Source organism: Sphaerotilus montanus (genome assembly GCF_013410775.1).
In the GTDB taxonomy this organism is placed as follows: domain Bacteria; phylum Pseudomonadota; class Gammaproteobacteria; order Burkholderiales; family Burkholderiaceae_C; genus Sphaerotilus; species Sphaerotilus montanus.
In genome coordinates this window covers 1,142,572-1,156,777 of record NZ_JACCFH010000001.1, presented here as the reverse complement: position 1 = coordinate 1,156,777, position 14,206 = coordinate 1,142,572, and the positions used below count along the sequence as shown (strand labels likewise).

Annotated in this window: 14 protein-coding genes; 11 read left to right on the top strand and 3 right to left on the bottom strand. The window is 70.0% G+C overall.

Features of this window, described 5'->3' with window-relative positions; genetic code table 11:
• Positions 1 to 41: 41 nt before the first annotated feature.
• The 4 genes from BDD16_RS05090 (at position 42) to BDD16_RS05075 (ending at position 4,134) form a co-directional block, all read left to right on the top strand.
• A complete protein-coding gene (locus BDD16_RS05090; RefSeq protein ID WP_375139064.1) occupies positions 42 to 608 on the top strand; it encodes a hypothetical protein in 567 nt (188 codons plus the stop codon).
• Entirely contained in the window at positions 605 to 1,690 is a 1,086-nt protein-coding gene (glnL, locus tag BDD16_RS05085) for a nitrogen regulation protein NR(II) (RefSeq protein ID WP_179632944.1), read from the top strand. Before BDD16_RS05090 ends, glnL begins: the two co-directional genes overlap by 4 nt.
• Positions 1,691 to 1,758: 68 nt before the next feature.
• Entirely contained in the window at positions 1,759 to 3,279 is a 1,521-nt protein-coding gene (gene ntrC / locus BDD16_RS05080; protein ID WP_179632943.1) for a nitrogen regulation protein NR(I), read from the top strand.
• A gap of 204 nt (positions 3,280 to 3,483) precedes the next feature.
• Positions 3,484 to 4,134: a Crp/Fnr family transcriptional regulator gene (locus BDD16_RS05075; RefSeq protein ID WP_310732805.1), complete on the top strand. Its 651-nt coding sequence runs from the start codon at positions 3,484 to 3,486 to the stop codon at positions 4,132 to 4,134.
• Positions 4,135 to 4,149: 15 nt separating this feature from the next.
• Here the strand turns inward: BDD16_RS05075 and BDD16_RS05070 are convergent, their stop codons facing one another.
• Positions 4,150 to 6,204, bottom strand: coding sequence for a YhgE/Pip domain-containing protein (locus tag BDD16_RS05070; RefSeq protein WP_179632942.1), 2,055 nt, complete (start codon positions 6,202 to 6,204; stop codon positions 4,150 to 4,152).
• Between the two features lie 96 nt (positions 6,205 to 6,300).
• On the opposite strand from BDD16_RS05070, the gene rpoH reads away from it, so the two are divergent.
• Positions 6,301 to 7,242, top strand: a complete 942-nt coding sequence (rpoH, locus tag BDD16_RS05065; RefSeq protein WP_375139063.1) for an RNA polymerase sigma factor RpoH — start codon at positions 6,301 to 6,303, stop codon at positions 7,240 to 7,242.
• Positions 7,243 to 7,244: 2 nt separating this feature from the next.
• Here rpoH and BDD16_RS05060 read toward each other — a convergent pair whose 3' ends face one another.
• Positions 7,245 to 8,672, bottom strand: a complete 1,428-nt coding sequence (locus BDD16_RS05060) for an aminotransferase-like domain-containing protein (protein WP_179632940.1) — start codon at positions 8,670 to 8,672, stop codon at positions 7,245 to 7,247.
• 111 nt (positions 8,673 to 8,783) lie between these two features.
• Between BDD16_RS05060 and BDD16_RS05055 the strand changes: the two genes are divergently transcribed.
• The 4 genes from BDD16_RS05055 to BDD16_RS05040 are packed head-to-tail and all read left to right on the top strand — an operon-like array spanning position 8,784 to position 12,392.
• A complete protein-coding gene (locus BDD16_RS05055) occupies positions 8,784 to 9,398 on the top strand; it encodes a LysE family translocator (RefSeq protein WP_218897699.1) in 615 nt (204 codons plus the stop codon).
• The gene (locus BDD16_RS05050; RefSeq protein ID WP_179632939.1) at positions 9,395 to 10,312 is read left to right on the top strand and encodes a DMT family transporter; all 918 of its coding nucleotides are present in this window, start codon (positions 9,395 to 9,397) and stop codon (positions 10,310 to 10,312) included. Before BDD16_RS05055 ends, BDD16_RS05050 begins: the two co-directional genes overlap by 4 nt.
• A complete protein-coding gene (locus BDD16_RS05045; protein ID WP_179632938.1) occupies positions 10,309 to 11,529 on the top strand; it encodes an aminotransferase-like domain-containing protein in 1,221 nt (406 codons plus the stop codon). The genes BDD16_RS05050 and BDD16_RS05045 overlap by 4 nt, the downstream gene beginning before the upstream one ends.
• Positions 11,526 to 12,392, top strand: a complete 867-nt coding sequence (locus BDD16_RS05040) for a PhzF family phenazine biosynthesis protein (protein ID WP_310732804.1) — start codon at positions 11,526 to 11,528, stop codon at positions 12,390 to 12,392. Before BDD16_RS05045 ends, BDD16_RS05040 begins: the two co-directional genes overlap by 4 nt.
• A gap of 22 nt (positions 12,393 to 12,414) precedes the next feature.
• Here BDD16_RS05040 and BDD16_RS05035 read toward each other — a convergent pair whose 3' ends face one another.
• Positions 12,415 to 12,867 carry a c-type cytochrome gene (locus BDD16_RS05035; protein ID WP_179632937.1) on the bottom strand — a complete coding sequence of 151 codons (453 nt, stop codon included), beginning with the start codon at positions 12,865 to 12,867 and terminating at the stop codon, positions 12,415 to 12,417.
• Between the two features lie 91 nt (positions 12,868 to 12,958).
• On the opposite strand from BDD16_RS05035, the gene BDD16_RS05030 reads away from it, so the two are divergent.
• Positions 12,959 to 13,660, top strand: a complete 702-nt coding sequence (locus BDD16_RS05030; protein ID WP_179632936.1) for a cytochrome b/b6 domain-containing protein — start codon at positions 12,959 to 12,961, stop codon at positions 13,658 to 13,660.
• A 9-nt stretch (positions 13,661 to 13,669) separates the two neighbouring features.
• Positions 13,670 to 14,179, top strand: coding sequence for a GNAT family N-acetyltransferase (locus tag BDD16_RS05025; RefSeq protein WP_179632935.1), 510 nt, complete (start codon positions 13,670 to 13,672; stop codon positions 14,177 to 14,179).
• Positions 14,180 to 14,206 lie beyond the last annotated feature (27 nt).

The following is a 14,206-nucleotide window of genomic DNA, read 5'->3' as shown; positions in this document are numbered from 1 at the left end:
GGCCTGCGGGTCGCCTTTTTTATGGTCCATACTGCGGCGCGATGAGCACGACCTTCCTTCCGCGCGTCCTGCGCACGACGATGGCGATGGCCCTGGTGGCTGGTGCGACTGCGGCCAGCGCCCAGGAGCGCCCGGTCTACCGCTGCCCCGGCAACCTCTACACCGACCAGTACAGCCCCAAGGAGGCGGCCGAACTGGGCTGCAAGACGCTGGATGGTGCGCCGGTGACGGTGGTGCAGTCGCCCGTGCGGCGCCCCGCCAGCAGTGGTGGCGGCGGCGGTGGTGGCGGGGAGGGCGCAGCCGCTCGCCCGGCCAGCGGTGCGGCGCCAGCAGCGCGTGCCAGCGGCGAGATGCGGGTCGATCCGGCCCAGCAGCGCGCCCGCGACAGCGACGCCCGGCGCATCCTCGAAGCCGAGCTGCGCAAGGAGGAGGAGCGCCTCGCCGCGCTGCAGAAGGACTACAACCAGGGCGAGCCCGAGCGCCGCGGCGACGAGCGCAACTTCGCGCGTTACCAGGAGCGTGTGGCCGAGATGAAGGCCTCCATCGCCCGCAAGGAAGCCGACATCGCCGCCCTCAAGCGCGAACTTGCCAAGCTGCCCGCCCCATGAATCTGACGCGTACCCATGCCCACGCCTTCGATGCGTTCGACCACCTGGCCACGATGGTGGCCGTGCTGCGCCGCGACGGCCGCTGCGTCTATGTGAATGCGGCCTTCGAGAGCGTGCTCGGCCTGCCGCGGCGGGCACTGCAGCGTGGCCGGGTGTTCGACTGGTTCGTCGATCCCGCCACGCTGAAGGTGACGTTCGATGCGGTGGTCGCCAACGAATTTGCCACGGCCCGGCTGGAGGCGCTGCTGCGCCGCCCCCCCGGCGCGGCGTCCACCGAGCCACTGCCGGTGCACGCCATCGTCACCCAGATCGACCACGGCGAGCAGGTGCTGCTGGAACTGGTCGAGATCGAGCAGCAGACCCGCCAGGACCGCGAGACCCGCACGCTCGACCAGGCCCGCATCACCAAGGAGCTGATCCGCAACCTCGCCCACGAGATCAAGAATCCGCTGGGTGGCATCCGGGGTGCGGCACAGCTGCTGGAGATGGACCTGGAGAGCAAGGCGCTGCGCGAGTACACCCAGGTCATCATCCACGAGGCCGACCGCCTGCAGGCGCTGGTGGACCGGCTGCTGGCGCCGCACCGGCGGCCGCACATGGTCTCGGACGTCAACATCCACGAGGTGCTGGAGCGGGTGCGTGCGCTGATCCTGGCCGAATTCCCCAAGGGACTCGTGGTGCAGCGCGATTACGACACCTCGCTGCCCGAGTTCCGCGGCGACGGCGAGCAGCTGATCCAGGCGGTGCTCAACATCGTCCACAACGCGGCGCAGGCACTGGCCACCCGGCGACAGGACGATGGCGATGCCCGCATCGTGCTGCGCACCCGTGCGGCCCGCCAGGTGACGATCGAGCGCCAGCGCTACCGGCTGGCACTGGAATTGCATATTGAAGACAACGGACCCGGCGTGCCGCCCGAGATCCGTGATCGCATCTTCTTCCCGCTGGTGTCCGGCCGGGATGGCGGTTCAGGCCTCGGACTGACGCTGGCACAGGACTTCATCCAGCAGCACCATGGCCTGATCGAATGCGAGAGCGAACCCGGGTGCACGCTGTTCAAGATACAGATTCCGCTGCCTTGATCCTTGTGGCGCTTGCGCCAGCAGGGTCGAGGCACCGACCGACCTGCTGACAGGCTGACAGGCATCGCATGAAACCCATCTGGATCGTTGACGACGACCAATCCATCCGCTTCGTGCTGGAGAAGGCACTGGCCCGCGAGGACCTGCCGGTGCGCAGCTTCACCAATGCCCGTGACGTGCTGACGGCGCTGGAAGACGATGCCCCGCAGGTCCTGGTGAGCGACATCCGCATGCCCGGCGGGACCGGCATCGACCTGCTCGCCAAGGTCAAGGCCAGGTACCCGGGGCTGCCGGTCATCATCATGACGGCCTATTCGGACCTGGACAGTGCCGTCTCGGCCTTCCAGAGCGGCGCCTTCGAGTACCTGCCCAAGCCCTTCGCCCTGCCCAAGGCGGTGGCGCTGATCCGCCGCGCGGTGGATGAAAGCCTGCGCGAGGAAAGTGTCGACGAGGCCACCGCCGACGTGCCCGAGATGCTCGGCCAGGCGCCGGCGATGCAGGACGTCTTCCGCGCCATCGGCCGGCTCAGCCAGAGCAACGTCACGGTGCTGATCACGGGTGAATCCGGGTCGGGCAAGGAGCTGGTGGCCCGGGCGCTGCACAAGCACAGCCTGCGCGCCGGCGGGCCGTTCGTCGCGATCAACACCGCGGCGATCCCGAAGGACCTGCTGGAGAGCGAACTTTTCGGCCATGAACGCGGCGCCTTCACCGGCGCGCAGGCCACCCGCCGCGGCCGCTTCGAGCAGGCCGAGGGCGGCACGCTCTTCCTCGACGAGATCGGCGACATGCCCTTCGACTTGCAGACCCGGCTGCTGCGGGTGCTGTCGGACGGCCAGTTCTACCGCGTCGGTGGCCACCAGCCGCTGAAGTCGAACGTGCGGGTCATCGCCGCGACCCACCAGAACCTGGAGACGCGGGTGCGCGATGGCGCGTTCCGCGAGGACCTGTTCCACCGCCTCAACGTGATCCGCCTGCGTCTGCCGGCCTTGCGCGAGCGGCGCGAGGACATTCCGGCGCTGGCCCGGCACTTCATGCAGCGCAGTGCCAAGGAGCTGGGCGTCGAGTCCAAGCGCCTGTCCGACCTGGCGCTGCAGCAGATCGCGCTGTTCGACTTCCCCGGTAACGTGCGGCAGCTGGAGAACCTCTGCCACTGGCTGACCGTGATGGCCCCGGCGCAGACCATCGATCCCAAGGACCTGCCGCCGGAGATCCAGGAGCATGTCCTGGCCATGGCAGGGCAGCGCCCGGCGCCCTTGCCCGTCGCTGCCGTGTTGCCGTCGGCGTCCGCCGGGCAGCCGCTGTCGGCCGCGGTGCCTGCGGGTGTCGGTCTGCCCATGGGCGGGGCGCCTGTGCGCGAGGTGCCGGTGGTGCCAGTGGACACCTGGCTTGACGATCTGGAGCGAGAAGCCCGCGTGCTGCTGGAGCAGGGGCATCCGCAGGTCTGGGATGACCTGACCCGGCTCTTCGAGGGCCGCCTGATCCAGACCGCACTGGCCATCACCAAGGGGCGGCGCATCGAGGCCGCGCACAAGCTGGGCATCGGGCGCAACACGATCACCCGCAAGATCCAGGAACTCGGGCTCGATTGAGCCTGCCGGTGTTGACTTGCCTCAACAGTCGAATGGGCGACTTGGGTGACAGTGCAAGCAGGTTCTTTCCCCCCTGCTTATCTCGACTTGCACTGATTGCCGCCCATGGAGATGTACCCCCCTCTCGCGGGGCCCTGGCCCCGGCCCCGACGTCGCCTTGCCGGTGCGCCTCCGGCTGCAGCTGATCCGGCGCCTTGGCTGCGGGTGCTGTCCGCCTCGATTCTGGCGCCCGCCGATGTGGACCTGCTGATGCGTCTGGCGCACCGCCGCACGGTGGCCGCAGGCGACGCGGTGCTGGACCGCAGCGCGCCAGCACACGCGCTGGTGCTGCTGCTGTCCGGTGATGTGGTGCTGGGCTCCCGTGCTGCGGACGGCAGCCTGCGCACCGAGCGCAGCGTGACCGGTCCGGCGTGGCTGGACGTCAGTGCCGCCTGGCTGGGCCAGCCCCATGCCATGGAAGCGCAGGCCCTGTCGGACGTGGTGGTGGCCGATCTGCCACTCGACGCCGTGCGCAACCAGATGTCGATCCATCCGACGCTCGCCCAGCAGTTCTGCGAGACGCTGGCGCAGCAGGTCCAGCAGATGACGATGGCCTCGCGCAACCTGCTGCACAACGACGCGCCGGCCCGGCTGGCGCAGTGGCTGCTGCAGCGCCTGCCGCAGCGCAGCGGCCAGGCCGAACTGCGTCTGCAGGAACGCAAGCGCGACATCGCCCAGCAGCTGGCCATGTCACCCGAGACGCTGTCGCGGCTGATGCGCAGCTTCGAGCTGCGCGGCGTGCTGTCGGTGCGGGGCTACCAGGTGCAGGTGCGCGACGTGGACGAGTTGCGCGCGCTGGCCGGTACCGTGGCCTGAGCCGCGGCAGTCCGGTCAATCGATCTCGATGCCGGGGTGGTAATCAGCGGCCGGAATGATCTTCCAGCGCCCGGCCAGCGTGGCCCCCAGCAGCGCTGCGCCACCGCAGCCGGCCACCACCGCCCAGTGGGCCAGCCATTGGCCGTCATAGGCGCCGAACATGCTGGCACGGAAGGCCCGCACGACCCAGGTGAACGGCAGATAGGGGTGCAGCGCCTGGAAGAAGGGTGTGGCCAGCTCGATCGGCAGGGTCGCACCGGCGGACGACAGCTGCACGATCAGCAGGATGATGCCCAGCACCTTGCCCAGCTCGCCGAACCAGCGGACCAGCGCGAACAGGATGAGCAGGAAGGTCAGCGACGCCGCGGCCACCGTGATGACGAAGGGGCCGAGGTCATGCACCCGGATGTTCAGCACCCCCATCATCATCGCGGCCATCACCGCGGACTGGCCCAGCACCACCGCGGACGGCCAGACCAGCTTGCCTGCGACCTGGGCTGAACGGCGCAGCCCGGCCGCGGTATCGGGCAGGCGGCGCAGGTTGAACAGCAGTGCCGCCGTCACCGCTCCGACCCACAGCGACATCGGCACGAAGTTCGGTGCGACGCCCGCGCCGTCGTTGCCCACGGGGGCGACGATTTCCAGCACCGGTTCGACCGAGTCGGCCAGCCCGCGTGCGCTGCCTTCGGGCAGCGGCATGTCGCCGGGCAGGGCGCTGGCCAGCAGGGCCAGCCCGTCGCGCAACTGGGCACTGCCGGAGTCCAGGCGGGTGAGTCCGGCATGGAGCTGGGTGTGGCCGCCCTGCAGCTTGCGCAGTCCGTCGCCCAGTGCCAGCGCGCCGCTGCCGAGCTGCTGTGCGCCGTGGGGCAGGGCATCGACGCGGCTGTCGTCCGGCAGGGCGGCGGTGATCTGGTGCACGGCGCCACCGAACTGCAGGAAGCTGCCGGTCACGCTCTGGATACCGGTCTGCAGCTGCTGCGTCCCGCTGACCAGCCGCTGGTTGCTGTCGCGGGCCTGCACCAGACCCAGGCCGAGCAGTTCGATGCCGTCCTCGATCGCCTGTGCGCCCTCGGCCAGACCGTCGCCGATCAGCGGGATCGGCTGTGCGCTGCGCTGCAGCGCCTGGGTGCCGGTCTGGAGCTGCCGGGTGCCCTGGTGGAGCTGGTCCAGGCCTTTGCCCAGCTCGGTCTGGCCCTGTACCAGACGCTGCGCGCCGGTCTTCAGCGGGTCGAGGTCCGTGTCCGTCGGGCGGTGGCTGTCCAGTGCACGCAGTCCCGAGGAGAGCTGTCGCCAGCCGCCGGCGAACTGGGTGCCGGCATCGGCCAGCTGGGTGGCTCCACGCTGCACCTGCTGCGCGGCCTCGCCCGCCTTGCCCAGTCCCAGGGCCAGCTCGGCCGCACCCTGCCGTGCCTGGTGGGTGCCGTCGGTCAGCAGCCGGCTGCCGTCATGGAGGTGCGCGACCCGGTCACGCAAGGTCGCCAGGTTCAGCTTCGACCCCTGCGCCGTGGTCAGCACCAGGTCCCAGCGTTGTTCGTTGAGGGCCTCGTTGACGCGGTGCGCCAGTTCCGGCGCAAACCGCTTGGCGAAGCCGGCGCCGCTGTAACTGTTGCCCTCGGAGGTGTAGATCACCAGCTTGGCCGCGCCGGCTTCGCGGCCTGGCACCGCCTGCGCGCTGAAATCGGGCGGGATCAGCACCGCGAAACTCAGCTCGCCCCGCCGCACGGCGCGCCGGGCCGACTCGGCGTCATCGAAGCGTTGCCACTGGAACAGGCCCTGGCGCAGCAGGGTCTGGCTGACGTCCTCGCCCATGTGTGTCGCTTGGCCGCGGAAGACCACGCCCGTGTCCTCGTTGACGAGGCCTGCGCGCAGGGCGCCCGTGCGCGTGCTCGGGTCCCACATGCTGGACAGGTAGATCAGTGCGTACAGCGCCGGGATGAACAGCGCCCCGGCCACCGCCGCCGCGAACCGGCCGTCCTGCGCCAGCAGCGTCCAGTCTGCGCGTGCAAGCAGGCAGGCCGCCCGCCACCAGCCCATCGTCTTGTCCTGCTCGGTTCTCTCTGGATTGATCATGCTCACCAGTCTGGCCTTTGTGTGCTTTTCTTGCTTTGGCACTCGCTGAGTGCGAGTGCTAGACTCAACGGGAACTCCAGGACGCAAGCACAGTCTATGTCCACCATGCAACTGAAATCGTCATCCTCCACCGCACTTTCCCTGCGCGACCCGTGGGCTCTGGTGCCTTCGCTCGGCAATCTGGATGCCTACATCAGTGCCGTCAACCGGTTGCCGATGCTGACGGCCGAGGAAGAGTCGGGTCTGGCGCGCAAGCTGCGTGACAAGCAAGATCTGGACGCTGCCGGCCGGCTGGTGCTGTCGCATCTGCGGCTGGTGGTGTCGGTGGCCCGCCAGTACCTCGGCTATGGCCTGCCGCATGGCGATCTGATCCAGGAAGGCAATGTCGGCCTGATGAAGGCCGTCAAGCGCTTCGACCCGGAGCAGGGGGTGCGGCTGGTCAGCTATGCGCTGCACTGGATCAAGGCCGAGATCCACGAATACATCCTCAAGAACTGGCGCATGGTCAAGGTGGCCACCACCAAGGCCCAGCGCAAGCTCTTCTTCAACCTGCGCTCGATGAAGCGCCAGTTCAAGGGCGAGGCCGCCGAGGGCGACACGCACCGCGCCAGCCTGTCCGATGCCGAGATCGACAAGGTCGCCGCACAACTCAACGTCAAGCGCGAAGAGGTCATCGAGATGGAGACCCGCTTCGCCGGTGGCGATGTGGCCCTCGATCCCAGCGGCGATGACGATGAGGACAACGCCTACGCCCCGATCGCCTATCTGGCCGACGACCGCCACGAGCCGACGCAGGCGATCGAGGCCCGCCACCGCGATGAACTGGCGGGTCCCGGTCTGCTGCGTGCCCTGGATGCGCTCGACGCCCGCAGCCGCCGCATCGTGGAAGAGCGCTGGCTCAAGGTCAACGACGACGGGTCCGGTGGTCTCACGCTGCACGATCTGGCTGCCGAGTACGGCGTCAGCGCGGAGCGCATCCGCCAGATCGAGGTCGCGGCGATGAAGAAGATGAAGAAGGCGCTGGTCGAGACCGCCTGATTTCATGGCTGCAGCGCATCACGCGCTGCGCTGAATGCCCGCCAGAACCCCGCATCCTGCGCCGTCGCGAAGTTGATCCGCATCCGCGTGCTGGGCTGGCGGCGGGCATGGAAGAGGCTGCCGGGTGCCATCAGCCAGTCGGCGTCGAGCAGGCGCTGGGCGAGTTGCTCGGTGTCCACGCCGGTCTCGACCCAGCCGAACAGCCCCTGCGGCGGACAGACGAAACTGCAGCCAGCCCCGAGCGCCAGCTGCACGCTGCGGCTGCGCGCTGCATCCAGCCGGGCGCAGACCCGCTCGGCGTGGCGGCGCAGCTGCCCCTGTTCCAGACAGACCGCCACCGCCTGCTCCAGCAGCGCGGGCGTGGTCAGGCTCGACAGCAGCTTCACGTCGATCAGCCGCTCCACCTGCGATTCGGGCGCCGCGACATAGCCGACGCGCCAGCCCGGCGCCAGGATCTTCGAGAAGCCGCTGACATAGAAGGTGCGGCGCAGGCCGTCGAGTGCAGACAGGCGCGGGGCGTGGGCCGGGGCGAGGTGGGCGTAGGTGTCGTCCTCCAGGATCTGCAGGTCGTGGTCCTGCGCGAGCTGCAGCAGGCGGTGCGCCGTGGACAGGCTCAGCATCCCGCCGGTCGGGTTGTGCAGCACCGAGACGGTCACGTACAGCCGCGGGCGGTGTTCCCGCGCCAGCGTGTCCATCACCGCCAGATCCGGGCCGTCCGGGCCGCGGGGCACCGGCAGCAGGCGCATGCCGAGGTGGGTCAGCCGGGCGTATTCGACCGACCAGCCCGGTTCGTCCACCAGCACCGCGTCCCCGGGTGTGAGCAGCGTGCGTGACACCAGGTCCAGCGCCTGCGTCGCGCCGACGGCGGTGAGGATCTGCGACGGGGCGGCGCGCACGCCGAAGTCGGCGATGCGGTCGGACAGCGCGGCCCGCAGGCGCGGATCACCCGCCGGTTCACCGTATTGCAGCGAAGCGGCGGCGTCGTCGAGGCCACGGTCTTCGCTCAGCACCTTGCGCAGCGCGGCGTGCAGCATCGGCAGGTCGAGCCAGCTCGGCGGCAGCGTGCCCAGGCCCGGGCCCGGGCGCTGGCTGTTGCGGCCGAGCATGCCGCGGATCAGCGCGCTGGCGTCGAAGGGCACGGTGCGGGGTGTCGGCGGCGTGGTGTCCCGCGTGGCCGGCAGATCGCGCCGCAGTTCGCGCACGAAGAACCCCCGTTGCCGCCGGGCTTCCACCAGCCCCTGCGCGAGCAACTGGTCGTAGGCCGCGACGACGGTGTGCGGGCTGACCGCATGCCGCTGCGCGCAGTCGCGCACCGAGGGCAGCCGCGCGCCGGGCGAGAGCAGGCGGTGGCGGATCTGCTGGGCGAAATGGGCGGCGAGCTGTTCGGCCAGGGTCTGGTCGCTGTGGCGGCTGAGCTGGGGGGTGTGCATGGGGTTGCGGGTGTCCGTCCATGTGTCACTGCCCCCACCAGTACAGTGGTGAACAGTATCGGCCTGAAGTGTACTGGTGCTGTGCTGCTGTGGCGCCCTAGACTGGCGGCCATGTTTTCCCTGCCCACGATCAACGCCGCCGATTACCTCGCCTTGCTGGCGCTGGGCACGGCCATGTCGTTCACGCCCGGCCCCAACACGACGCTGTCGACCGCGCTGGCCGCCAACCTGGGGCTGCGGCGGGCGCTGCGCTTCTGTCTGGCGGTGCCGGTGGGCTGGGCGCTGATGCTGGGGCTGTGCAGCGTCGGGCTGGGGGCGGCGATCGCGGCGCAGCCGGTGCTGCGGCTGGGCATCAAGGCGGTCGGCCTCGGCTACCTGCTGTGGCTGGCGTGGAAACTGGCGCGCACGACGCAGCTGGGGCAGGTCGATGCCGCAGGCCTGCAGGTCGGTTTCTGGCAGGGCGTGGCGTTGCAGTTCGTCAACATCAAGGGCTGGATGTTCGCGCTGTCGGTGACGGCCGGCTGGGTGCTGCCGGGGCCGGTGGGCGAGCGGCTGCTGTGGGTGCTGCCGACGATGGCGGCCTTTGCCTTCACGAGCAACTTCACCTATGCGCTGGTCGGCGCGCTGCTGCGGGGCTGGCTGGCGCAAGGGGCGCGGCTGGCGTGGTTCAACCGGGGCATGGCGGCGGTGCTGGTGCTGACGGCCGTGTGGATGGGGCAAGCATGACGACGCACCAATCGACGCTGTCGACAGAGAACCGGGGCCTGTTGCTGGGGCTGATGGGTGTGGTGATCTTCGCCCTGACGCTGCCGATGACGCGGCTGGCGGTCGGCCCCGGCGAGGCGCCGCAGTTGCCGCCGCTGTTCGTCACCGCCGGGCGGGCGGCGGGGGCGGCGCTGCTGAGCGTGGTCTACCTCTGGCTGACCCGTGCCCCATTGCCGACACGCCGCGACGCCCTGCCACTGGCGGTGGCCGCGCTGGGCACGGTGCTCGGCTTTCCGCTGTTCATCGCGCTGGCGCTGCGCCAGGTGCCGTCGATGCACGCGGCGGTGATCACGGGCGTGCTGCCGCTGTTCACGGCGGCGGTGGCCGCGTGGCACCTGCGCCAGCGGCCGTCGAACGGGTTCTGGGCGTGTGCGGTGCTGGGCTGTGCGCTGGTGCTGGGCTTTGCGGCGGTGCAGGGCGGCGGGCATCTGGTCGCGGCGGATGGTCTGCTGCTGGGCGCGATGCTGAGTGCCGCGGTCGGCTATGTCGCCGGGGCGCAGCTCTCGGCGCGCTGGCGGGCCGAGCATGTCATCTCCTGGGTGCTGGTCATCAGCCTGCCGCTGACGCTGCCGGTGGCGTGGTGGGTGCGGCCCGCCATGCCCGCCGACATTTCTGCAGCGGCCTGGGGCGGCTTCGCCTACGTCACGGTGTTCTCGATGTGGCTGGGCTTCTTCGCCTGGTTCCGCGGGCTGGCGCTGGGCGGCATGGTGCGGGTCAGCCAGGTGCAGATGGTGCAACCCTTTCTTTCCCTGCTGCTGGCGGTGCCGGTGCTGGGGGAGCCTTTGCAGGTATCGACGCTGGTCTTCGCCGTCGCGGTGGTCGCGGTGGTGTTCATCGGTAAGAGAATGGCGGTCCACAAGGAACCACGCGCATGACTTTCGAACTCCCCCTCTGGAATCCCGCCCGCCGCGCGGCGCGGATGAACCCGTCCATCCTGCGCGAGATCCTCAAGGTCACTGACCGGCCGGGCATCCTGTCGATGGCCGGCGGCCTGCCGTCGCCGGACACCTTCCCGGTCGAGGCCATGCGTGCCGCCTGCGACAAGGTGCTGCGCGAGACGCCGCGCGAAGCGCTGCAGTACGCCGCCAGCGAAGGCTTCATGCCGCTGCGCGAGTGGGTGGCCAAGCACCTGCGCGGACAGGGCATGACCGTCGACGCCGACCAGGTGCTCATCACCACCGGCTCGCAGCAGGGGCTGGATCTCGTGGCCAAGGTGCTGGTCGACGCCGGCGCGCCGGTTGCGGTCGAGGCGCCGACCTACCTCGGCGCCCTGCAGGCCTTCGCGCCGATGGAGCCGATCTTCGCCAGCATCCCCAGCGACGCGGACGGCCCGTTGCCGGAGGCGGTGGCCGCGCTGCCCCACGACGCGCCCGGCACCCGCTTCATGTATGTGCTGCCCAACTTCCAGAACCCGAGCGGCCGCGTCATGCCCGAGGCGCGGCGCGAGGCGCTGATCGCCGCGGCGAAGCAGGCCCGCGTGCCGCTGGTCGAGGACAACCCCTATGGCGATCTCTGGTACGACACGCCGCCGCCGAAGACGCTGGCTTCGCGCTGGCCCGAGGGCGTGATCTACCTGGGTTCGTTCTCGAAGGTGCTGGCACCGGGCCTGCGCCTGGGCTATGTGGTGGCGCCGCGCGAACTCTTCCCCAAGCTGCTGCAGGCCAAGCAGGCAGCCGACCTGCACACGCCCGGCTTCAACCAGCGCGTCGTGTACGAGGTGATCCGCGACGGTTTCCTCGACCAGCACGTCCCCACCATCCGCGACCGCTACCGCGCCCAGCGCGACGCGATGCGCGAGGCGCTGACGCAGCATCTGCCGCCCGGCAGCGTGTGGCAGGCACCGAGCGGCGGCATGTTCTGCTGGGTACGGCTGCCCGAGGGCTGTGACGCCGTGGCGCTGCTGCCGAAGGCGGTCGACGAGGGCGTGGCCTTCGTCCCCGGCGCGGCGTTCTATGCCCACGCGCCCGATCCGCGCACGGTGCGCCTGTCCTTCGTGACGCTGACGCCGGACCAGATCCACACCGCCGTGGCCATCTTCGGCATGGTGCTGAAGCGCCACCTGACCGAGGACCAGCCGGAGCCGACGCCGTGAGCGTGCCACGGGACCGCCGCACGGTCGTGCTCGACGTCTTCACCGCGGAGCCGCTGAAGGGCAATCCGCTGGCGGTCGTCGTCGATGCCGACGGGTTGAGCGATGCGCAGATGGCGGCGTACGCGCGCTGGACCAACCTGTCCGAGACCACCTTCCTGCTGCCGCCGACCGATCCGGAGGCGGATTACCGGGTGCGCATCTTCACGCCGGGTGGCGAGTTGCCCTTCGCCGGCCATCCGACGCTGGGCAGTTGCCAGGCGTGGCGGGATGCGGGCGGCGTGCCGCGGCAGGCGGGTGTCGTGGTGCAGGAGTGCGGTGTCGGGCTGGTGCGCGTGCGGCAGGTCGACGGTGGATCGAATCGCCTGGCCTTCGCCGCGCCACCGCTGCGGCGCAGTGGTCCGGCCGAGCCCGAGGTGGTGGCGCAGGCGCTGCGTGCGCTGCGGTTGTCCGCCGACGCGGTGCTGCAGGTCGAGTGGGTCGACAACGGCCCCGGCTGGCTCGGTGTGCGTCTGCACGATGCGGCCGCCGTGCGCGCGCTGGTGCCGGACTACGCGGCGATGCGCGGGCTCAATGTCGGCGTGGTCGGCGCGTGGCCGGCGGGCGGTGCGGTCGATGTGGAGGTGCGGGCCTTCGTGCCGGACCTCGGCGTGCCGGAAGACCCGGTCACCGGCAGCCTGAATGCGGGCCTGGCGCAGTGGCTGATCGGCACCGGACAGTTGCCGGTGCGCTATGTTGCCGGGCAGGGCCAGGCGCTGGGGCGCGATGGCCGGGTGCATGTCGAGCACATCGCCGAGGGCGACTGGGCTGGCGTGTGGATCGCCGGCGACGTGACCCGCTGCATCGCCGGAACGCTGCGGCTGTGAACCGCGGGCGTTCCGCGTGGGGTCATTCCTTGCGGTAGTTGTCGTGGCAGGCCTTGCAGGTCTGCGCGGCGGCGCCGAAGGCGGTCTTCAGCTGCGCCAGATCGCCGGTCTTTGCTGCGGCGTTGAGCTTGTTCAGCTCTTCGCCCATCTTGTTCATGCCGCCCTTGAACTTGTCGGCTTCCGTCCAGATCTCGGGCTTGGCGCGGGTCTCGCCCTTGTCGGTACCGGCGATGAAGCCCGCCGCGGGCAGCACGGACAGGTGCGTCAGCAGTTCGGCGTTCTCGGCAGCCGCCTTGGCGTCGAAGGGCGCCTTGTTGTTCACCATCGCGCCGATGCGGCCGAAGTGGTTGGCCATCACCGTGAAGGCGGCCTTGCGGTACTTGATCGCATCCTCGGGCTTCTGGAACTGGGCGCTGGCGGGCAGGGCCGCGAACAGGCCGGCGGTGGCGCACAGGGCGATGCACAGACGTTTCATTGGCAGAACTCCGGGTGGACTGGCGCGGCCACATGGTCGCCGGACCAGTGTAGCCTCGCGACCATGACCGGTTTTGATGCGAGGTGAAGCGATGGGATCGACCAGGAACGAAGTCACCGGAGGGCTGCGTCCGGTGCGGGTCTGGGACTGGCCGACGCGGCTGTTCCACTGGGCGCTGGCGCTGTGTGTCGTCGGGGCGGTGCTCAGTGCCAAGGTAGGCGGCAATGCGATGGAGTGGCACTTCCGGCTCGGGCTGGCGGTGCTGGCGCTGCTGGTGTTTCGCCTGCTCTGGGGCGTGGTCGGCGGGCGCTGGTCGCGCTTTGCCAGCTTCGTCTACGCACCGGCGACCTTGCTGCGCTACGTGCGCGGGCGGGCGCTCCCGCAGGAGCATCTGGATGTGGGCCACAGCCCCACTGGGGCGCTGTCGGTGTTCGCGCTGCTGGGCTTGCTGGCGGTGCAGGTGGCGACCGGGCTGGTGGCCGACGACGAGATCGCCAGCACCGGGCCGCTGGTCCGCTTCGTCGAGTCGGCCACCTCGCTGGCGGCGACGTCCTGGCACAAATCCTGGGGGCAGTGGCTGTTGCTCGGCCTGGTGGCGCTGCACGTGGCGGCGATCGCCGTCTACCGGCTGGTGCACCGGCGCGATCTGGTCACGCCGATGCTGGTGGGCGACAAGCCGCTGCCGCCCGACGTGCCCGCATCGGCCGACCATGCCGGCCGCTGGGGGCTGGCGCTGATCGCCTTGTCACTGGGTGTTGCACTGGCGTTGTGGGTGCAGGCGCAAGGCGGCTAGACTGCGGCCATGCACGCCCCCGAGATTCGCCTGATCGTGCCGGACACCCCGGCGCTGATCGAGGCCACGCGCGCCATCTTCCGCGAATACGCCGCCAGCCTGGAGGTCGATCTGTCGTTCCAGGACTTTGACCAGGAATTGCAGGATCTGCCGGGGGAATATGCCGGGCCCAACGGGTGCCTGCTGCTGGCGCTGGTGGACGATGCCGTGGCCGGCTGCGGCGCCTACCGCCGCATCACCGATGTGGATTATCCGAATGCCTGCGAGATGAAGCGGCTCTACGTGCGCCGGGCATTTCGACGTTTCGGCCTGGGGCGGCAGGTGGCGCAGGCGCTCATCGACGATGCCCGCCGGGCCCGCTATTCGTCGATGCTGCTCGACACGCTCGACGACATGGAGGCTGCGCGCGAGCTGTACGGGTCACTGGGGTTCGTGGAGGTGCCGCCCTTCTACTTCAATCCGCTGCCCGGTGCGCACTATCTCTGCGTCGATCTCGACGGTGCGCACAGCCGCTATTGAGAAGAACGTGCGTGGACGCAGGCTGCG

Coding starts and splice junctions, on each gene's coding strand:
- BDD16_RS05030 (WP_179632936.1), top strand. CDS start 12,959: ATGGGATCGACCAGGAACGAAGTCACCGGAGGGCTGCGTCCGGTGCGG.
- BDD16_RS05045 (WP_179632938.1), top strand. CDS start 10,309: ATGACTTTCGAACTCCCCCTCTGGAATCCCGCCCGCCGCGCGGCGCGG.
- BDD16_RS05035 (WP_179632937.1), bottom strand. CDS start 12,867: ATGAAACGTCTGTGCATCGCCCTGTGCGCCACCGCCGGCCTGTTCGCG.
- BDD16_RS05070 (WP_179632942.1), bottom strand. CDS start 6,204: ATGATCAATCCAGAGAGAACCGAGCAGGACAAGACGATGGGCTGGTGG.
- BDD16_RS05060 (WP_179632940.1), bottom strand. CDS start 8,672: ATGCACACCCCCCAGCTCAGCCGCCACAGCGACCAGACCCTGGCCGAA.
- glnL (WP_179632944.1), top strand. CDS start 605: ATGAATCTGACGCGTACCCATGCCCACGCCTTCGATGCGTTCGACCAC.
- BDD16_RS05090 (WP_375139064.1), top strand. CDS start 42: ATGAGCACGACCTTCCTTCCGCGCGTCCTGCGCACGACGATGGCGATG.
- rpoH (WP_375139063.1), top strand. CDS start 6,301: ATGTCCACCATGCAACTGAAATCGTCATCCTCCACCGCACTTTCCCTG.
- BDD16_RS05055 (WP_218897699.1), top strand. CDS start 8,784: ATGTTTTCCCTGCCCACGATCAACGCCGCCGATTACCTCGCCTTGCTG.
- BDD16_RS05050 (WP_179632939.1), top strand. CDS start 9,395: ATGACGACGCACCAATCGACGCTGTCGACAGAGAACCGGGGCCTGTTG.
- ntrC (WP_179632943.1), top strand. CDS start 1,759: ATGAAACCCATCTGGATCGTTGACGACGACCAATCCATCCGCTTCGTG.
- BDD16_RS05025 (WP_179632935.1), top strand. CDS start 13,670: ATGCACGCCCCCGAGATTCGCCTGATCGTGCCGGACACCCCGGCGCTG.